Origin of the sequence: Flagellimonas amphidinii (assembly GCF_013090115.1) — a bacterium.
GTDB classification, from domain to species: Bacteria; Bacteroidota; Bacteroidia; order Flavobacteriales; family Flavobacteriaceae; genus Flagellimonas; species Flagellimonas amphidinii.
The window spans coordinates 264,852-285,726 of record NZ_JABFNN010000031.1 but is presented as its reverse complement, the minus strand read 5'-3'; the positions used below and the strand labels follow the sequence as shown (position 1 = coordinate 285,726).

Genomic DNA, 20,875 nt, shown 5'->3' with positions numbered 1-20,875 from the left:
CATAAAGCAAGTTGAAGGTTGGTTTGGTAAGTAATCCTTCTTATCAATACCAGTCAATAGTGAGGTGATTCGTGACGCACTACGATTGCATCGGGAAATAAAATAGTATGTTCAAACCCAAATAACACTGAGCATATTAAAAAACTAAAACTGCAGCAAATGCGGATTAAGGTGGGAAAAGTGTTGTTCACAGTATATCTTTTCTTTTGCTACCTTGATAAAATTATTTTTACATCAAGTTTTTACCTTCAATGTCAATTTCTAAAAAAGAGCTCGTTTTTCAACTGGTCCTTTTGGTTCTTGTATTTCTATTCTATTCATTCGATAGGGAAAATCACGGGTTCCAATGGAGGCAAGTGGCCTTTTTTGCCAATTATGCTCTTGCTGCGGTTACGATTGGATACTGGCTCATGCCTCACTTTTTATATAAGAAGAAGTATTGGCAATTTTTTTCAGGGGTACTTTTAATCATTATTGGCGCTATCTTGATGGAAGAATTAGTGTTGGAATTGATTTTTTACGCTGGTAGCCGTAGAGCTCGAATTTTTCCTGGAATTTATTATGCCCCATTTGGCATAATACCTATCATAGCCATTCTAGCTGGCTTTAAATTTGGATGGGACGCGCTACAGAAACAACAGCAAATCGAGGAATTAAAAAGCTCTGTCCACGAAAGTGAACTCCAATTCCTTCGTTCACAGATCAATCCCCATTTTCTTTTCAACAACCTTAACAACCTTTATTCTTACGCTTTAGAAGGTTCAACAAAAACACCTGAAATCATTTTGGAACTCAGTGGGATTTTACGATATATACTTTATGAATGCAAGGAAAAGTTTGTACCATTGGAAAAGGAAATTTCGCAACTGCACAACTTTATAAAACTGAATAAATTACAAATAGAAGATCGAGGGTCTGTAGCATTCAATATTGGTACTATTAACTCAGGTTATAAAATAGCACCGCTAATTTTGATCGTGTTTATCGAAAATGCTTTTAAACATAGTCAGGCAGGGCAAACGGACAATATTAAAATTACGATTGACTTGCACATGAAAACAAATGTCTTGTATTTTAGTTGTACCAACAATCATAAACCAACTCAAGGACTAGATACTGTAGCAGCTGGAATAGGGTTAAAAAATGTAAAAAAACGTCTAGAGTTGCTTTATTTGAACAACCATGATCTTGTTGTAAGAGAAAATCAGGAAACCTATGAAGTAAAGCTTTCCATCAAACTGAACCAAATAGAAGAAGGGGCATGACCTGTATTATTGTTGAAGATCAACCACCGGCACAACGTATCCTCAAAAAATACATTGATGATATGGAATCTCTGGTACTTGTCGGTACATTCCAAGATTCAATGCAAGCGATGGAATATTTGAAATTGAAACAAGCAGAACTTATGTTTCTGGATATACACCTTCCCAAACTTTCAGGTATTGAATTTCTTAAGACGATGAAAAAACCACCGCTGGTAATATTAACCACCGCCTTCTCCGAATATGCTCTTGAAAGTTATGAACTTAACGTTGTGGATTATCTATTAAAACCCTTTTCATTTCAGCGCTTTGTACAAGCCGTATCAAAGGCATTTGAGCTCAATGGGCAGAAAGAAATGGAAAACAAAGCCTTAGTAATCTCTAACAGGCAGGAAATTTATGTTAAATCAGGTTATGAGCATGTAAAAGTGGCACTGGATAGCATAACCCATATTACTTCCAATGCAGATTATACAGAAATAAATACTAGACAGAAAAAGTACCTCTCTAACGAGTCATTACGCTATTGGTTGGAAACATTACCAAAAAACCAATTTTATCGCATTCACAAATCGTATATTGTAAACACAAATGGTATTGAGAAAATCGCGGGAAATCAACTATATCTAATTGATGGCGCCAAACTTCCTATAGGGCGTTCCTATAAAGAAGATTTTTTAAAAAAGGTATTGGGTTAGTTATAGAAAAGTATCGCCATCCATAAAAAGAAAACTTATACCCTATCTTTGCAATCCAAATTTTATGGATGCTGCATTTTTTTGAGAAAAAACGATATCTAGTCGATTATCTGCATGGATTGGTGGATATCCACAACCATATACTTCCTGGAATTGATGATGGCGCCAAAACAGCTGATGACTCTTTGCAACTTTTAAAGGGGTTTTCTGAGTTTGGGGTCAAGAGTTTTTTCTGTACACCCCATATCATGCATAATTACCATGATAATACTCCTGAGAGCATTAAGCAGGCTTACAATATTTTAAAAGCAGAGCTTGCTCAAAAAAATACGGATGTAAAAATTGACTATGCTGCAGAGCACATGATTGATGATAACTTTGAGACGCTTTTAGAAAATAATGGTGTATTGGCGTTGAAAAAAGAATATTTGCTCATTGAAATGTCTTATTTACAGCCTTCATTCAATTTTGACTTCGCCATAGAGAAAATAGCACAGCACAGTTACTTTCCGATTCTGGCCCACCCTGAACGCTACTTGTATTTTCACCAAAAATATGAGACATATAGCAGTCTAAAAATGCAAGGGATTCTGTTTCAAATGAATCTTTTGTCCTTAGGGGAATATTATGGTAAAGAAGTCCAAAAAGTGGCTTTAAAGCTATTAAAAGATGGTTTTATCGAGTACGTTGGGTCCGATGTTCATAACATGAGACATTTATCAGCATTAAAAGAAGTTAGGCTATCCAACAATACCTTGAAATTATTGTTACCTATAATAGAAAATACTATTTTAACTTTTTATTGAATTAAGAGAAACTCCACCATTTCTTAACAGTTCTACCATAGCCGTAGCCATATTTGCCCCCATAACCTAAGTTAGCCTCTTTAACTCCGTTTACAATGAAAGATAGGTTTTTAACTTTCTTTTCTTCTATTAGTTTAATTGGGTATTCCAAAACCTTCTGCTCAGTTACCCCAGCTTTGGTCACATATAAAATTTGATCTGCATAATCACTGATTAACAAAGTATCAGTCACAACCAACATAGGAGCAGAATCAACAATCACATAATCATATTGAGAACTGGCTTCGTCTAAAAACTGTTTTACCCGATTGCTCATCAATAATTCAGCTGGGTTGGGAGGTATTTTACCCGAAAAAACAATATCAACTTTGTTCTCATTGATTAACATAGGGGTTATTACCTCTTTAAATCCTATCCTTTCATCATATAAGTACTCTGTCAGCCCTTTATTTGTTTTTCTCCCAACAACTTCTTCACTAGATTTTACATTTTCTACTTCTAAATCTGAATAAAAATTGTGCAATTTTGGATTACGGATATCAGCACCAACCAAAAGCACTTTTTTTCTTGCACTTGCCAAAACCATACTCAGGTTAGAGGATAAAAAGGTCTTTCCTTCTCCTGAAACACTAGATGTAATCAAAACAATACTTCCACGATCGGATTTTACTTTCTTTTTTAAGACATAATCTAAATTAGTTCTTAAAATACGTAATGATTCACCCAATACATTACGATCCATTCCTGAAACCAATTTACTATCTTTTCTACCTAGTTTTGGTAATTCAGCCATAACCGATGCTTTATTGGAAATGGTTTGTTCCAATTCAATTTTACCATGTACTTTGTCATCTATTAAATCTCCTAAATAGATGATGGAAAAAGGTATCAAAAGGCCAACTACAATAGCTGCCAAGTATACCATATTGGATTTTGGGGATACAGGTTTATCAGAACCGTATGCTGCATCAACAATTTTAGATTTAGGAGCCGCTGAGGCAAAGGTAATTTGGGATTCTTCTCTTTTTTGTAACAGATATAAGTAAAGAGACTCTGTTGTTTGTTGTTGTCTAGAAATATCTCTTAAAGCTCTTTCGTTGCTAGGAGCAGCATAGATTCTAGAATTAATTTGCGAAAGTTGTTTACTTAAACTATTCACCTGAAGATCTAAATTGTTGGTAACATTATTTAAACTGGACTGCATACCTCTTCTAAGCCCCTCTAACTGTTGATCTAGTTTAATAATAACTGGGTTTTTTTCATTAGAACTTTCCAACAACCTATTCCTTTGTGCCACCAACTCATTGTAACGTTCTGCCGCATTTGCAATTCCTGGATCGCTCAAACCAACATTTGTAGGGATAATATCATATCCTTGCTGATCACTAATCAGGTCCTTCATGGAATTGGCAATATTAAGCTGAATACTTGCATTTTGTAGTTCTTGCTCACTTGCAGCGCTTTGATTAAAATTTACACTGGACTGAGAACCCAAATCAGCAATTCCCCTACTCGACTTAAAATTTTCCGCAGTTTCATCTACAGAGGATAAATCCGTGTAGATTTCATTGATTCTATCATTTATAAATTTGGTAGTTCTATCCGCTATTGCCTTTTTATCAGCTACCGCATTGGAATTGTTAGTCAAGATTAGCTCATCAATAATATCAATGGCCCTTTGTTGTATAGGATCGGTCAATGACATATTGATAATATTGGAAGAAAGTTCATTTGAAGCCTTGATAAACATACGATTTCTGTACGAGCTAGCTACGTCGGGAATAGGATTTATAGCCACAACCACTCTTTTGTTTTTATAAGGCTGCAAATGTTCTGTATCTGGGACCAATATAATATCACCAATTTTTGTGTTGATTTTTGAACCAAAATCATAGGTCTTAAAAGGTCCATTTTCATCTTCACTATAATCAAATGAAGTATTGGAATTAAGATCAACAAAAAAATGATGTTTAGACTTATTTACTAGAGAATCAGAGGAAATAAAGTTTATATTGAAAGGAAACTTTCCCCCATACAATTCATTATTTCTAATGTTCCCTATGACAAAATAACGGACATTCAATTTCAACTTTTTTACTACTTGGATAAAATTACTTCTAGCCTGTAGCAACTCTATTTCGTCTTCAATTTTGGCTTTCCCTCCAGAGAAGATATCCAAATCTTGAAGCACACTCAATTCTGAAGAAGCACCTTTATCCTCTAGAATTTGAATTTTTGCAGAAGCACTATACTGAGGAGTAGCATATCTAAGATAAACAAAAGCCAAAGCAATAGTTAAAGCCGCTGAAAGCGCAAACCATTTCCAATGCCTTAAGTAAGAATCAATCTGTTTTTTTATATCAGAAGAGGATCCATTCATCTATATGGGGAATAATCTGTTGTTAAATAGGTTTTTATCAATTTAGAAACCCTAATTTCTTGTTAACAATACAACTGTAGAAGTTACTAATACAGATATAATAGAAACAGCAATTGACGCTCTTTGATCCAAACTTGAAGCTGTTTTGCCAGACTTATTGGGTTCCACATACACTACATCATTCTGAGTGAGGTAATACACTGGAGATTTCAGCGCATCTTTTTGATTTAGGTTAATTCTGTTGTATACTTTGGTACCATCAAAATCCCTTATTACCATAATATTGTCACGTCTACCTTTTATATTAATATCCCCTGCCATTCCCAAAGCTTCCATAATGGTAATTTGTTCTCCATTAACTGGAAATGTTCCTGGTCTATTAACGGCTCCGAGCACAGTTACTGTAAAGTTTCTAATCCTAATATTAATAATTGGGTCTTTTAGATAATCAGCTAATTTTTTGCGAAGCAACTCACGTGTCTCACTTGGTGAAAGTCCAATAATCTTTACCTTACCAATAACGGGAAAATCAATTTCCCCGTTCTTATCAATCAGATAGCTTACCTGCTCGGGTCTTATTCCAGATTCTTCCGAACCTTTATATAAATTAAAGGGAGCACTGGCTTCTGGATCCAAAGTAGAAATATGTATGCTTACAAGGTCATCAACCTTAAACTTGGTAGTTGCAGAGTTTTCATTGATCAGTGTTTCAAACTGACTGGCATCTTGAAAATAAACTACATCTTGCGGAGAACTACATGAGACTATCAGACACGCAATAATAGCATAGCATGCAATTACAAATTTTGTTTTATTCATAAAAGGTTTTATGTTATCTGTTCAATTGTGGCAATTCAGGTTTGGCTTCTTGACCTTTTGGGTCATCTTCCTTTTTGTTGATGTCCAATTTACAAAAATCAGAATTGTTAGAGATGTATTCTGGAACAATACTTTTCATTAGCTGTACTACATTGTCTTTAAAAAACAAATTTGATATGCAGAGTTCATCAATCATTGTTCGAGTCTTGGAATAATCTATATCCCTCACTTTACTAATCATTATTTTATCATGATATGTTGGAAGAGTATTCTCTCCATTTGCTAGGAGTTCTTCATATAATTTCTCTCCTGGTCTAAGTCCAGTAATTTTTATATCAATCTCATCAGGATAGTGGAGTCCAGAAAGTCTAATCATGTTTTTAGCCAAATCCATAATCTTAACGGACTCTCCCATATCAAATATGAAAATTTCTCCACCTTGCCCCATTGCACCCGCTTCCAATACCAACTGCGATGCTTCCGGTATGGTCATGAAATATCTTGTAATATCCTTGTGTGTTACGGTCAATGGACCACCTTTTTCAATCTGTTTTCTAAATAAAGGAATAACAGAGCCATTGGAACCCAATACATTGCCAAATCTAGTTGTAACAAATTTTGTTTTACCTTCTTGCTGTCTACATCCTATATACATCTCAGCAATACGTTTTGTCGCACCCATTATATTAGTTGGATTAACAGCCTTGTCCGTAGAAACAAAAACAAATTTTTCCACATCGAACTCTACCGCTAAGTCCGCCATAGTTTTGGTACCTGCAACATTTATCTTCACCGCCTCATAAGGATTGTGCTCCATCAATGGCACATGCTTGTAGGCAGCAGCATGGAAAATTCGATCAGGGCTATGCTCCTCAAACAAAGTTCTCATTTTGTTTTTATCTCTAATATCTCCAACTATTGGAATAAAATTGAAAAATCCAGATTGCTTTAATTCTTGTTGTAGGTCATATAGGGCAGATTCCGCCTGGTCGATGACAATCAAAGACTTATAATTATACTTACATATCTGTCTTACCAACTCACTGCCTATTGAACCTGCACCACCAGATACCATAATCACTTTATCTTCAAAATCCTGGCTGATTTTGCTATTCTTGATTTGAATTGGTGGACGATCCAAAAGATCTTCTATTTGAACCCTTTTAATCTGAGATACTTTTAGTTCTCCATTAATCCAATCCTCAACCGGAGGAACAATTTTAACTTTAACCGGGAGGTCTACAATTTCATTGACCAAGGTCCTAAGGTGCTTGGGACGAATATTTTGAATCGAAAAGATTACTTCCGAGATGTTGTGATACCTTACAAAATCTTCCGTGAGTACAGATTTGTTATATACCTTGACCCCATTAATCTGCTTACCAACTTTTTGAAGGTTATTGTCTACAAACCCCACAACCTTAACCTTCATTTTGGAATGATTTGCCAAAGTATTATGGGTAATAATCCCAGACTCTCCAGCACCATAGATAATTAAATTTGTTGTTGGTGTTTCATTACTTTTTATTAAACTCTCATAACAAATCTTAAAAACATATCTTGATGAGGTTAGAGTAATAAAGGTGAGCAAACTATTAATGATGATTATAGACAACGGAATAGTAAACCCTTCAGCTAGACTTACATATTTATTTAATAGCACCACCCCAATTGTACCAATACTTGCTAAGCAAATTGCGTTGAATATAGAATAAACATCCTTAATGCCAGTGTGCCTTACTACACCTTTGTAACTCCCTGATACTAAAAAGGCCACAAGAAACAATAACACAACAATAGGTAACTGCGACCAAAGTCGCTGTACATCAAAATTGAAACTTAGATTGAATCGTATGAAATAGGCCATCACAAAGGATACAGCCACAATACCTAAATCAATCAGCAATACGGTCCATTTGGACGCGTGATGCCTTTCATTATCAAAAATGTATTTTTTAATCATCTAAATTCACTTTTAATGACATGACAAATTCTTTCCAAATCCTCTTGGCCCATATTGGACCCACTGGGCAAACACAATCCTTGTTGAAAAAGGGCTTCACTTACACCATTGGTATAGTGAACTGATTCTTTAAAAACCGGCTGCATATGCATGGGCTTCCAAAGTGGTCTTGATTCTATATTTTCATTTTCAAGTGCTATTCTAATTTTCTCGCGTGTCTCAAAAGATGGGGTCAATATACAGCTCAACCATCTGTTGGAAAAGCTACCTTCCATTTCATCCAAAAACTCAATCCCTTGAATAGCCGATAAATGTTCCTTATAGTATTCAAAATTGAATCTTCTTGCAGCGACACGATTTTCCAAAACTTCCATTTGTCCTCTTCCAATACCGGCAAGTACGTTGCTCATCCTATAATTATAGCCAATATAAGAATGTTGGTAGTGTGGGGCTTTATCTCTAGCTTGAGTAGCTAAAAAAACTGCTTTTTCCTTAATCGCCTGACTTTTGGCCAATAGAGCGCCACCGCCTGATGTTGTTATGATTTTGTTCCCGTTAAAAGAAAGAATACCAATCACCAAAACTTGCACACTTTACTCCTTTATAAGAGCTTCCCAATGCCTCAGCGCTATCTTCAACTACTGGAATATTATATTTTTTGGAAATAGCATGTATTTCATCAACTTTGTAAGGCATTCCATATAGATGGACAGCAATAACCGCTTTGGGCTTTTTGCCTACCTTTATTCTATCTAGAATTGCTTCTTCCAACAATTCAGGACAAATATTCCAAGTATCCGATTCGCTATCTACAAAAATAGGAGAGGCACCTAAATATGCAATCGGATTAGCTGATGCAGAAAAAGTAAAGCTTTGGCATAACACCTCATCACCAATGCCTACTTCTAAAAGCTGTAGAGCCAGATGAATGGCTGCTGTTCCAGAACTAAGACAAGCTGCATGTGTATTGTTTCCAACGTATCTTTCAATACTCTTTTCAAAACCTTGAACATTTGGACCTAAAGGAGCTATCCAATTGGTAGCAAAAGCCTCATTTACATAGCTTTGCTCTGTATCACCCATGTGAGGTGAGGAAAGCCAGATTTTTTTATTAAGCAGGACATTTTCCATGTTTGGGTGTTATTTAGTCGTAAAAATAATGTCAAAGTCTTTTTTGAAAGACAAAATGATAAACTTATCGTTATATGAGCTAAATACTCGTTCAAATAACTTCCATACTATTCTTTGCTTTGTTCTTAAAAAAATAAACCCTTTATAGGCATTAGCTTTTTGGATATTTATACATCCATTGTCCGATTAAACCATTTTAAATTAAAAAACCTCAAAAACATCTTTTATTGAAGCTGGTTCCCTAGGAAAACCTAAACCATCTTGGCACAAGGTCAAAGTAAGAAAATGAAAGATTAGTCACCTTTACTTCTAATCATTTATAGACTTCCATGGATACTCATATTACAGCTGTTCTTATAAAATGGGGCAAGTTCAAAACCTTATATTGGTTCAAATTATATCATAATATGTTAGAGCCCACTTTGGTTTTTGATGGCAGAAGATTGGTGAACAAGCAAGAAATGGAAGATATAGGATTTGATTATTATAAACTTGGAGAACATTAGATAATACTCTTTAGGATGAATCAATCATAAATCTATTACTTCAAATACCGATTATCTGCATAAATTTGCCTAGAAAAACATAAGCATTTGAAAATTTTAGTTACCGGTGCAGCTGGTTTTATTGGATTCCATGTTGCTCAAAAATTACTGAAACATGGTCATGAGTTGGTTGGGTTGGATAACCTTAATCCTTACTACGATGTAGACCTGAAATATTCCCGTTTATCCCAATTAGGTATAGACAAGTCAGAGTCTGCCATTTTTGATACACTTTGCACAAGCAAAACATACGGTACCCGATTCCAGTTCATACGAATGAATCTGGAAAACAGGGAAAAACTTCCCGAGCTTTTTAAGGAAATAGGCTTTGAAAGTGTTTGCTCAATGGCAGCCCAAGCAGGTGTACGTTATAGCATAGAACAACCTGAACCCTATGTAGACACTAATGTGGTTGGATTCCTAAATGTTTTGGAAAGTTGCCGTAACTTTAAAGTTAGTCATTTGGTCTATGCCAGTAGTTCCAGTGTCTATGGACTTAACGAACAGATTCCTTATTCTTTGGATCAAAAACTAGATAAACCTGTAAGCCTGTATGCTGCCACTAAAATAAGTAATGAGCTTATGGCTCATGCTTATAGCAATTTATTTGGCTTTAGGACAACAGGTCTACGTTTTTTCACCGTTTACGGCCCTTGGGGACGACCAGATATGGCAATTTATTTGTTCACCAATGCTATATTGAACAACAAACCCATCAAAGTCTTCAATAATGGTAATATGGAAAGGGACTTCACCTATATTGATGATATTGTAGAAGGAGTCATTCAAGTACTAGAGAAAGAAGGCAATGAAAAACTTCATAACGTTTATAATATTGGCGCTGGAAATCCAGTAAAATTGATGGATTTTATCACCGAAATAAGTAAAACCCTTAATACTGAACCCCAACTGCAGCTACTCCCTATGCAAAAAGGCGACATGGAAAGAACCTGGGCCGATATAAGCCAGCTTAAAAACGACTACGGATACGAGCCAAAAACCCATATTAAGGAAGGCATTGGAAATTTTGTAGATTGGTACAGGGACTATTACTCAAAACAACAAACCAAATAATTGGAATTAGTTTGTCTTCAAAAAAGGAGTAATTTGCTGGGTATATAGGTTGGCCCCACTTTCATCCAAATGGTCAAAATCTGCCCAATGCTCCCTAGATTTTAAAAACCCATAGTCTTGTAGTGAATATACCCCAACACTATCGGATGGCACTTTCTGATAATCATCCCTAACATACCCCGAATAAGTATTGACATCAACCAACTTTGGAATATAAATTTTCCTTATTGCTATTTTATTGTCAATGCCTATTTGAATAATGGATTGCACAAAACGTTCCTGCGCACCTACATTGTTAATGAAGTCACTTTCCACCCATACTTTTTTCACCAATCTTCGCTTGGCAACCTTTAAATAATTAGTAACCGAATTATCATCGGTCTCATTGGTGTACAAAAAGTCATTTTGGTATAGATTATAATATTGGTCACTCTTCTTGCCTGAAAAGTTTGCCATAGTATAGTCATAAACATGTTGTGGAATTTCATGCTTATCATAAATAACACCATAAGACTTTTGCAAGAACTTATTATAATTTTCATACTCCGTTTCAGAAGAACTCAGATTAAAGAACAAATACTCTAAGCATAGCTTTGATTTTTTAAAAATGAACTGAATGTAATCAGAGTTGATTCCTTGTCCATTACCCAACAGCGTTATTGATGTGTATAATAATGGTGTCATTTTATGAAGTCCCTTAAACGGGGTCTTGCCCTTTAGGATAATAATCTCTTTTGGGGACATGTTTTTTAGTCTTTCTGTGAAATACAGCCCTATTTCATTCCCATTATGTGGCACTCCCATATTAATGGCATTAACTCCACTTAAAACCAGTAACGAATCATTTATAGCCCCTTGTACTAAAGAAGAACCAAGAAAAATGGTACTATTTTTAATGCGCTCGGGTTTATTTTTAATTAGGTTAAGATTCCATCCTATTTTTTTGTAAGCTGTATCCTTAGTTTTATGAACTATGAACCCATCGGAAAACTTCACACATGAAAGCCCAAAACACACTGCCAACAACACGGCGGAAAGCACAATTAATTGAACCAAAAACTTCCTCATATCTAAAATTGAAAGTAAATAAAGTCTTGTTGATTATCCATGCAACCAATGATGCAAAGACAAACGATGAGATAGAAAACCCATCTTACCGGTAGTTTCCAATCCCCACCAATTCTTTCTATTGCAAATTTGTCTTTTCTGCCCATCCATTCAAAAGCCAATAAGAAAAATAAAAAGACAAACAATCCCCAAGGCAAAAATTCCAACGGTTCTCCTATTCGACTAAAAATACCATATAAGTAAGAAAACGCATGGTTTAAGTTTTCTGCCCTAAAAAACACCCAAGCTAAAATTGTAAGTAAAAAGGTGGTTGCAATTTGACAAAGCTCTTTTAATGAAGGTAAAAAACTGTTTTGAGCCACTACATCTAAGTTTTTTCTATTCTTTTTAGAAAGCAAAAGGGGTAAAAAATAAAGTGCATTAAGTCCACCCCAAACAATAAAAGTCCAATTTGCCCCATGCCAAAAACCACTTACCAGAAAAATAGCAAAAGTGTTTCTTACTTTCATCTTTAGGCCTCCCTTACTACCTCCAAGAGGAATGTAAAGGTAATCTCTAAACCATGTAGAAAGCGAAATATGCCATCTTCTCCAAAATTCTGCAATGTCTCTTGAAAAATATGGGTAGGCAAAGTTCTGCATCAAATCAAACCCAAATAATTTAGAAGTTCCTATAGCAATATCTGAATATCCTGAAAAATCTCCATAAATCTGAAAAGCAAATAGAAAAGCACCCAAAAGTAACGTTACTCCCCCCTGATCAGCAGAGTTGTCGAAAATTAGATTTACATATTCCGCACATTGGTCGGCAATCACAACCTTTTTGAAAAGACCCCATAAAATCTGTCGGGTTCCATTAACCGCATTCTTATAAACAAAAGTTCTTTTTTTATAGAACTGCGGTAATAAATTGGTCGCTCTTTCAATTGGGCCGGCCACAAGTTGGGGGAAAAAGCTTACAAATGCCAAAAAGGCAACAATATCCTTAGTAGGTTTTAATTTTTTTCGATAAACATCAATAGTATAACTGAGTGTTTGAAAAGTATAAAAACTAATTCCAACCGGTAGAATAATATTTAAAGTATAACCATCAAATTCATATCCGAAAAAGCTAAAAGCAGATTTAAAGTTATCCAGAAAAAAATTGTAATATTTAAAAAAACCTAAAAAACCAAGATTAACAATAATGCTTATCCAAAGAAATACTTTGCGCTTAAATACATTCTCTGTTTTAGCCAAACCTCTTCCTATGGAATAATCCACAAGGGAACTAAAGACAATAAGCGATAAAAATCTATAATCCCACCAGCCGTAAAACAAATAGCTGGCAAAAACAATCAACAAATTTTGGAGTCGTAGATTCTTTTGGGTCACAAACCAATACAAGAAGAATACAATCGGTAGAAAAACTGCAAAATCAAATGAATTGAATAACATACTTCACTTACTGGTTGGTTTAAATGTTAACGGTTATTGGAAAGAACTATTTTCCGTCTGCAATATTACTATTGAATATCAATCTGTCATAAAAAATATTGATATGTTTTAACAAGTCATCGTTAAACGGTTCATTTTATGCTCAAAGAAATTCCTTAATCGTATAATAGTGTATTTTCAAAGAAGTATTTTTGTCTACACAAAGTGAATATGGATATTCGCTAGATATTTTAAAAACACACATTTTAGATACCACCAAATGAAAAAAGCATTGATTACCGGAGCTACCGGTCAAGATGGAGCTTATCTTAGTGAATTCTTATTAAAAAAAGGATATGAAGTACATGGCCTAAAAAGACGTTCATCCCTTTTTAACACTGACCGTATCGATCATTTATACGAAGATCCCCACGTGGAGAACAGGAAGTTTATTCTTCACTATGGAGATATGACGGATAGCACCAACTTGATACGATTGATTCAAGAAATACAACCTGATGAGATATATAACCTTGCTGCAATGAGCCACGTAGGAGTTTCTTTCGAGACTCCAGAATATACTGCAAATGCAGATGGCATAGGTACACTAAGAATTTTAGATGCCGTACGCTTATTGGGTCTAGAAAAGAAGACTCGCATTTACCAGGCTTCAACCTCCGAGCTCTACGGAAAGGTGCAAGAAATTCCACAAACAGAAACAACACCTTTTTACCCAAGAAGTCCATATGCTGTTGCAAAAATGTATGCCTATTGGATTACAGTTAATTATAGGGAGGCCTATGGAATGTATGCTTGTAATGGTATACTATTTAACCATGAATCTCCAATAAGAGGTGAAACTTTTGTTACCCGTAAAATAACTAGAGCTACATCTAGAATTGCTTTAGGGCTACAGGATAAAATGTACTTGGGAAATTTAGATGCCCAAAGAGATTGGGGACATGCCAAAGATTATATTAGAATGATGTGGATGATTCTACAGGCTGACGAAGCTGAAGATTGGGTTATTGCAACAGGAAAAACCACCCCAGTTAGAGATTTTGTGCGTATGAGTTTTGCTGAAGTTGGCATTGAACTGGAGTTCAAAGGAACTGGTGTAGATGAAAAAGCTTTTGTAAAAACCTGTAACGACCCTGACTATCAATTAGAAGTTGGAAAAGAAGTGTTAGCAGTCGACCCTAAATATTTCAGACCTACTGAAGTTGATTTGTTGATTGGTGACCCTTCGAAAGCAAAGAATAAGTTAGGATGGATTCCAGAATATGATTTGAATGCACTAATCAAAGATATGATGCAAAGCGACCTAAAACTTATGCAAAAAGATCAGTTTCTTAAAAAAGGAGGTTACCGTATTCTAAATTATTTCGAATAGATGGACAAAACTGCCAAGATTTATGTTGCTGGCCACAGAGGATTGGTTGGTAGCGCCATAGTTAAAAACTTGGTCAATAAAGGGTACCAGAACCTAGTTGTAAGAACAAGTTCTGAGCTGGATCTAAGAGATTCCCGAGCCGTGGAAAGTTTCTTTAAAACGGAAAAACCTGAGTATGTCATTTTGGCTGCAGCCAAGGTTGGTGGTATCGTTGCCAATAATACATACAGGGCCGATTTTATATATGAAAACTTGATGATACAGAACAATGTGATTCATCAAAGTTATCTCACAGGGGTGAAAAAACTATTGTTTTTGGGAAGCACATGTATTTATCCCAAAAGCTGTCCCCAACCCATGAAAGAGGATTACCTTTTGACCAATGTTTTGGAATACACCAATGAGCCCTACGCTATTGCCAAGATTGCAGGTATCAAAATGTGTGAGAGCTATAACCTTCAATATGGAACAAATTTCATATCTGTGATGCCTACAAATCTTTACGGCCCAAATGACAATTTTGATTTGGAAAAGTCACACGTGCTGCCAGCCTTAATAAGAAAAGTACATCTTGGCAAAGCATTGGATGAAGGCAAATGGGATATCATCAAAAAGGATTTGGACAAATTGCCTATTGAAGGTGTATCAGGAAAAAGTGGTGAAGGCGATATTATTTCAATTTTGAAAAAATATGGAGTTTCAAAGAACGACCAATCCGTGAGTGTGGAAATATGGGGAAGTGGAAAACCTATGCGGGAATTTTTATGGTCTGAGGATATGGCAGATGCCTGCGTTTTCCTAATGGAAAACAGAAACTTTGAAGACACCTACTCCGAAAACAGTAAAGAAATTCGAAATACCCATATTAATATCGGAACAGGTGTTGACATTTCCATTGCTAATCTTGCGGAAACTATAAAAGGAATCTTGGGTTTTCAAGGAAACTTTGTATATAACACAGAAAAACCAGATGGCACTCTAAAGAAATTAACAGACGTGTCCAAACTCAATCAATTAGGATGGGAGCATACTATTGAATTGGAAGAAGGTATTAGCCTATTATATAACTGGTTTACCGCTGATTCAAAATAAAGCTCATCTATTAGTTACTATCTGCTGCCAATGAGCCTTGGAAATAAAATTTTGACCGGTGCCTTTTGGAGCTTGATTGAAAGGGTTTCAACGCAAATAATCCAATCCATATTGGGGATTGTGCTTGCAAGACTACTTTCTCCAACTGACTATGGACTCATTGGACTACTAACTGTTTTTATTGTTATATCTCAAGTTTTTATAGACAGTGGTTTTACTAAAGCTTTGATTCAAAAACAAAATAGAACACAAAGCGATATATACACTGTCTTTGTTTTCAATATTTTAATAAGTGTGACTTGTTATTTGGTTCTGTGGCTTGCTTCTCCATTTATTGCAGATTTTTATGAAATTCCACAACTCAAGATACTCCTTCGGGTATTATCCATTTCTTTAATGCTCAACTCCTTATTTGCTGTCCCAATGACATTGGTTACCATCAATCTCAATTTCAAATTATTGGCCAAGGTAAATTTAATAACAGTAACCATATCTGGCCTTGTTGCCATTTATTTGGCTTACACAGGTTTTGGGGTATGGGCGCTAGTATATCAAACATTGCTAAAATCTTTGTTTACAGTTTTATTATTATGGTTTTTGGTGAAATGGACTCCAAAGTTCCAATTTTCTAAATCATCTTTTAAGGAACTGTTTTCTTATGGTTCTAAATTACTTGCAGGTTCATTGTTAAATACTGGTGCAAACAATATTTCAGCTTTGCTTATTGGAAAAGTTATAAGCACAAAGCAATTGGGCTACTATACTCAGGGCACTCAGTTTACAGATTTAGTATTCAAAACAATAAACTCCATAGTAAATAAGGTTATTTTGCCTACTTTGTCCAAAATTCAGGATCAAAAAGAAGCTTTGGTAAAATACTCCAAGAATATCCTGAAAACCGCAACACTGTTCACCACTCCCATTTTTTTCATTTTAATTGTGATTGCAGAACCTTTCATAAAAGTTTTACTCACAGAAAAATGGCTCCCTGCAGTTCCAATATTGCAAATTTTTGCGGTAGCTAGATTAATTACTATAATCTGTGGAATCAACGTCAATTTGTTGTATGTACTCGGCAGGACAGATATTACATTAAAGCAGCAGTACATTAAAATACCCATAAGACTCATTTTTATTATTGCCGCTATTAAATTTGGAATTGTATATGTTGCCTTAGGAGAGCTATTGGCAACTACCATTCATTATTTTATAGACTCTTATTATCCCGGAAAAATTATGAACTATGGCACAAAAGACCAAATCAAGGATATGGCACCTGTAATGCTCCTAAACCTTTGCTTAATGTTATTGTCTTTTATTTTAATGTACTACATCCCATTGGATTGGTTAAAACTGATTGCCACACCTATATTTTATGGAGTTATGTGCTTAATAGGGATGCACTTTTTAAAAATCCCGGAATATTTGGCCTTGGTAAAAAAGACAAAGGAAATGATTAAGCGTAAAAAAACATAACTTGGATACAATAGCGTTAAATAATGTAGCTAGTTTCTTAACCAAAAACATGAGATGAGGGTAACATTTTTTTCAAACTTCTTCAATCATCATCAAAAACCTTTGGCAGATGAGCTATATAAACTTTTAGGTAATAAATTCACCTTTGTTTCGACAATACCTATGCCGGAAAGTTTTAAAAAAGCTGGATACCCAGATTACAACAACCTACCGTATATACTAAATGCTTTTGAAGATGAAAAAAAGTATGACTTGGCTATGGAACTTGGATATCAATCGGAATTGGTGATCTTGGGAGCCACTTCATTAAATTATATACATAAAAGACTAACCACAGAAAAAATAACATTTCGGTATTCGGAGCGTATTTTCAAAAAGAGTAGATGGCAAAAATTCAATCCGCGGGCAATTATCCATCAGTATAAATTGCACACCAAGTTTAGAAAAAAGAATTTTTATCTGCTCTGTGCCAGTGCCTTCACCGCCAACGACCTTTCTTGGTTGTTCGCCTACCCAAATAAAATGTTTAAATGGGGCTACTTTACTAAAGTTGAAAAAATCCCCATAGATAAGATTTTAAAGGAAAAAAGAGGTGGTTCCTTGAAGATACTTTTTGTTGCAAGATTAATAGATTGGAAACACCCTGAAATGGCAGTTCTTTTAGGCAAACACCTAAATAAAAAAGGTGTTGATTTTGAAATTAATATAGTGGGAAGCGGGGTCATGATAGAAAAGCTTGAAGATTTGATACATCAAAATAATCTTCAAAAAGTAGTTCACCTCAAAGGAAACTTACCCAATGAGGAAGTATTGGATTTAATGAAAGTATCCCATATCTACCTTTTTACCAGTGACAGAAATGAAGGATGGGGAGCGGTCGCCAATGAGGCCATGGCCAATGGATGTACTTTGGTTAGTAGCAATATGATTGGCGCATCACCATTTTTGGTTGAACCAGGACAAAATGGAATGGTCTTCCGTTCAGGTAGCATTCAAGAAATGACAGCGCAAGTTTTCCTACTGGCCGAAAATAGGGATTTGTGTGAAGAACTAGCCAGAAATGCTTACAACACAATATCAAAAACTTGGTCTCCTGAAACAGCGGCCAAACGTTTGTTGGATTTGTATGAAATGTTAAAAAGAGGTATAGATAAAATAGAATACGAAAAAGTTGGGCCTTGCAGTAAAGCCTTTCCAACACCGAGTAACTGGTATAAAAAATAGCAAGATGAATATACTTTGGGTAACAAATTCAATCCTTCCAGATTTAGCGGAAGCCTTAAACATAAAGCATAGGCCTTTTGAAGGATGGCTCATTAACCTTCTGCAAAGATTGTCTCAAAAAGATATCAATCTAACCGTGGTAACAGCCCAAAAGAAAATGGGTTATCATCATCACAAAAGAAATGGGGTCAACTATTTTGTTCTCGAGACCATAAAAAACAAAGCAGAATACGACTCAACTTTGGAAAACCAGTGGAAAAAAGTAATGAAACTGTCACAGCCAGACTTGGTACATATCCATGGTTCTGAAAATGCACATGGTTTGGCTTTGATCAATACTTTTCCAAACCATAAATATGTACTATCCATTCAAGGGCTTATTCTTGTGTACAGTCGTTATTACCGGGCTGGTCTAACTTCTTCAGAAATCTATAAAAATTTAACCATAAGGAATATTTTAAAAAGAGATTCTATCATTTCTGAAGAAAAATGGTTCCGCAAAAGGGGCAACACCATAGAAAAACTATACTTTGAAAAGGCTGGAAATTTTATCGGTAGAACCTCTTGGGATAAAGCGCATACCGTGCATATGAGCAATGGTGGCAATTACTTTCATTGTGATGAAATGTTGAGGAATTCATTTTACGAGACATCGCCATGGGAGTATCAAAAATGTAAGCCATTTTCCATATTCATTAGTCAAGGTAACTACCCTATCAAAGGAATGCATCAAGTTTTAAAGGCTGTTGCACTCTTAAAAAATGACTTCCCAAAAATAAAATTGTCCTTTGCTGGTAGGGATATTCTGATGACCAATGATTCTTTCAAAAACAGAATCAAGCAAAAAAATTACGGGAAATATCTTAGCAACTTGGTAAAAAAGCTGGATCTTTCAGACAACATTGAATATTTGGGCATGCTTAATGAAGAAAAAATGATAAATGCTTACAAAGCTGCTAACATCTTCATTTGCCCTTCCAGTATAGAGAATAGTCCAAATTCATTGGCTGAAGCACAAATTCTTGGTGTTCCTTGCATTTCATCCTATGTTGGAGGAGTGCCGGACATGGTAGAGCACAATAAAACCGGATTATTGTATAGATTTGAAGAAGTGGAACAGCTTGCTGAACATATAAGAACATTGTTTGTTAATACTAATCTGGCCATTGAAATTGGTTCCAATGGCAAAAAGAAGGCTGTCGAACGGCATGACAAAGAAACCATCGTTAACCAAACAATGAATATCTATCAATCCATAATTTCTCGCACCTCTATTGATTAAGGTTAAATGACCTAGTAGGTATTTTTACAACTGGCAATGAAAAATTCATTATTTACTTTCATTAAATCCATAGGGTTTATTCAACTAGGTCTAATTCTTATTTATCTTTTGAATCCCTATAATAAAGGTTTTGCCGTTGGATACTTGTTTTTTGTTTTAATATATACCAAAAAGTCATTTGTTCTTAAAAATTTGGACAAGACCTACTATATTCTTTTTATTTTTTCATTAGTATATGCGGGGTTTTATTTTTTTAACCTAGAGCAAGGAATGCAGTGGCTTTTTATCTATGCCACTTTCCCGCCTATATTTTATCTTCTCGGAAAGAAAATAATTCAAAAACAGACCAACACAAGTATTTTAGCTTATCTCTTAATACTATTTGGAATTGTATATTCATTGACTGGTATCTTATCTGTTGGAACCAATCTTTTAGAAGGAGGGTTTGTTCAATTGGGAAGGTCTATTGCTGATTTTTGGACTGGAAATGAACGATTGGCAACGGCCATGGGTTCATTTTTTGTTTTTAATATGGCAATTCCAGGTTTATTAATCGTATCCAAGAAAAAACTTTCGCTCTTCTCCAAAGTATTATTGATGGGTGTTTTTGTTATTTCCTTGCTCTGTGTTTTTAGGCTTGGTAGTCGTACACAGATTTCTTTGGCCTTCATAGGAATTGTAGTTGGAATTGCCTATCGTATCAAAAGTCAGAACTTACTATCCAATTTTCGATTTTTCTTTGTGCTTTTTATACTACTAATTCTAGCGATAAATTATGTTTCCATTGATTTGGACGCAGATTATCTTTCTTCTTTAGGCCAACGTTTACAAGATAGTGAGAACGCCGCAAGCGCAGGAGGTAGAACCGATAGGTGGTACAAATCAATGGTGAATTTAGTTGAAAAACCCTTAGGATGGTCCGTAGATGAATTTGGTTACTCTCACAACATGTGGTTTGATGCGGCAAGGAATGGTACGGTTATTTCATTTATCTTATTGCTGATTTTCACTGTTATATCAATCAAAAACATCATCCGAACATTAAAAGTGAACCCCAATGCAACACTGTTCAATGCGACCATTCTGCTCTTTAATATTGTAATATTTTTACAATTTTTTGTAGAACCGGTCTTAGAGTCTCTTTATGTTCTTTTTGCTTTTTACTGTCTTATACAAGGATATATCAACCAATACACACAGAACTTTCTTGGAGAAAAAAATGCTGTTACAACTTAGATTTCCAT

At 35.2% G+C, this 20,875-nt stretch carries 16 protein-coding genes and 1 pseudogene; 11 read left to right on the top strand and 6 right to left on the bottom strand.

The annotated features are described in order from the left end of the window. Window positions 1-251: 251 nt before the first annotated feature. The 3 genes from HJC33_RS09720 to HJC33_RS09710 all read left to right on the top strand — a co-directional run bounded on the left by HJC33_RS09720 (window position 252) and on the right by HJC33_RS09710 (window position 2,769). A complete protein-coding gene (locus tag HJC33_RS09720; RefSeq protein WP_171658625.1) occupies window positions 252-1,265 on the top strand; it encodes a sensor histidine kinase in 1,014 nt (337 codons plus the stop codon). Beyond that, entirely contained in the window at window positions 1,262-1,963 is a 702-nt protein-coding gene (locus HJC33_RS09715) for a LytR/AlgR family response regulator transcription factor (RefSeq protein ID WP_171658624.1), read from the top strand. The genes HJC33_RS09720 and HJC33_RS09715 overlap by 4 nt, the downstream gene beginning before the upstream one ends. Window positions 1,964-2,031: 68 nt before the next feature. Next, window positions 2,032-2,769, top strand: coding sequence for a tyrosine-protein phosphatase (locus tag HJC33_RS09710; protein ID WP_171658623.1), 738 nt, complete (start codon window positions 2,032-2,034; stop codon window positions 2,767-2,769). A gap of 1 nt (window position 2,770) precedes the next feature. On the opposite strand, the gene HJC33_RS09705 is transcribed toward HJC33_RS09710, so the two are convergent. The 4 genes and pseudogenes from HJC33_RS09705 to HJC33_RS09690 all read right to left on the bottom strand — a co-directional run bounded on the left by HJC33_RS09705 (window position 2,771) and on the right by HJC33_RS09690 (window position 9,062). Further along, on the bottom strand, window positions 2,771-5,149 hold the full coding sequence (locus HJC33_RS09705) for a GumC family protein (RefSeq protein WP_171658622.1): 2,379 nt from the start codon (window positions 5,147-5,149) through the stop codon (window positions 2,771-2,773). Between the two features lie 51 nt (window positions 5,150-5,200). Then, the gene (locus HJC33_RS09700; RefSeq protein ID WP_171658621.1) at window positions 5,201-5,968 is read right to left on the bottom strand and encodes a polysaccharide biosynthesis/export family protein; all 768 of its coding nucleotides are present in this window, start codon (window positions 5,966-5,968) and stop codon (window positions 5,201-5,203) included. A 13-nt stretch (window positions 5,969-5,981) separates the two neighbouring features. Beyond that, window positions 5,982-7,931 carry a polysaccharide biosynthesis protein gene (locus HJC33_RS09695; protein ID WP_171658620.1) on the bottom strand — a complete coding sequence of 650 codons (1,950 nt, stop codon included), beginning with the start codon at window positions 7,929-7,931 and terminating at the stop codon, window positions 5,982-5,984. Continuing rightward, window positions 7,928-9,062 (bottom strand): annotated as a pseudogene (locus HJC33_RS09690) (DegT/DnrJ/EryC1/StrS family aminotransferase). The gene HJC33_RS09695 and the pseudogene HJC33_RS09690 overlap by 4 nt, the downstream one beginning before the upstream one ends. 329 nt (window positions 9,063-9,391) lie before the next feature. Between HJC33_RS09690 and HJC33_RS09685 the strand changes: the two are divergent. Together HJC33_RS09685 and HJC33_RS09680 are read left to right on the top strand one after the other, a co-directional pair. Continuing rightward, window positions 9,392-9,568: a hypothetical protein gene (locus HJC33_RS09685; protein ID WP_171658619.1), complete on the top strand. Its 177-nt coding sequence runs from the start codon at window positions 9,392-9,394 to the stop codon at window positions 9,566-9,568. 87 nt (window positions 9,569-9,655) lie between these two features. Beyond that, window positions 9,656-10,681, top strand: coding sequence for an NAD-dependent epimerase/dehydratase family protein (locus tag HJC33_RS09680; protein ID WP_171658618.1), 1,026 nt, complete (start codon window positions 9,656-9,658; stop codon window positions 10,679-10,681). Window positions 10,682-10,687: 6 nt separating this feature from the next. On the opposite strand, the gene HJC33_RS09675 is transcribed toward HJC33_RS09680, so the two are convergent. Together HJC33_RS09675 and HJC33_RS09670 are read right to left on the bottom strand one after the other, a co-directional pair. After that, window positions 10,688-11,749 carry a hypothetical protein gene (locus HJC33_RS09675; RefSeq protein WP_171658617.1) on the bottom strand — a complete coding sequence of 354 codons (1,062 nt, stop codon included), beginning with the start codon at window positions 11,747-11,749 and terminating at the stop codon, window positions 10,688-10,690. Window positions 11,750-11,751: 2 nt separating this feature from the next. Further along, window positions 11,752-13,185 carry an MBOAT family O-acyltransferase gene (locus tag HJC33_RS09670; protein ID WP_171658616.1) on the bottom strand — a complete coding sequence of 478 codons (1,434 nt, stop codon included), beginning with the start codon at window positions 13,183-13,185 and terminating at the stop codon, window positions 11,752-11,754. Window positions 13,186-13,444: 259 nt separating this feature from the next. On the opposite strand from HJC33_RS09670, the gene gmd reads away from it, so the two are divergent. From gmd to HJC33_RS09640, 6 genes are all read left to right on the top strand, one after another. Continuing rightward, entirely contained in the window at window positions 13,445-14,557 is a 1,113-nt protein-coding gene (gene gmd, locus HJC33_RS09665) for a GDP-mannose 4,6-dehydratase (RefSeq protein WP_171658615.1), read from the top strand. Next, window positions 14,558-15,649 (top strand): GDP-L-fucose synthase family protein, encoded by a 1,092-nt coding sequence (locus HJC33_RS09660; protein ID WP_171658614.1) that lies wholly within the window; start codon window positions 14,558-14,560, stop codon window positions 15,647-15,649. Window positions 15,650-15,679: 30 nt separating this feature from the next. After that, on the top strand, window positions 15,680-17,125 hold the full coding sequence (locus HJC33_RS09655; RefSeq protein WP_171658613.1) for a lipopolysaccharide biosynthesis protein: 1,446 nt from the start codon (window positions 15,680-15,682) through the stop codon (window positions 17,123-17,125). A 54-nt stretch (window positions 17,126-17,179) separates the two neighbouring features. Further along, on the top strand, window positions 17,180-18,349 hold the full coding sequence (locus tag HJC33_RS09650; RefSeq protein ID WP_171658612.1) for a glycosyltransferase family 4 protein: 1,170 nt from the start codon (window positions 17,180-17,182) through the stop codon (window positions 18,347-18,349). A 4-nt stretch (window positions 18,350-18,353) separates the two neighbouring features. Beyond that, window positions 18,354-19,631, top strand: a complete 1,278-nt coding sequence (locus HJC33_RS09645; RefSeq protein WP_171658611.1) for a glycosyltransferase family 4 protein — start codon at window positions 18,354-18,356, stop codon at window positions 19,629-19,631. A 270-nt stretch (window positions 19,632-19,901) separates the two neighbouring features. Further along, complete coding sequence (locus tag HJC33_RS09640; protein ID WP_171658610.1) at window positions 19,902-20,867, top strand: O-antigen ligase family protein; 966 nt, start codon at window positions 19,902-19,904, stop codon at window positions 20,865-20,867. Window positions 20,868-20,875: the final 8 nt, after the last annotated feature.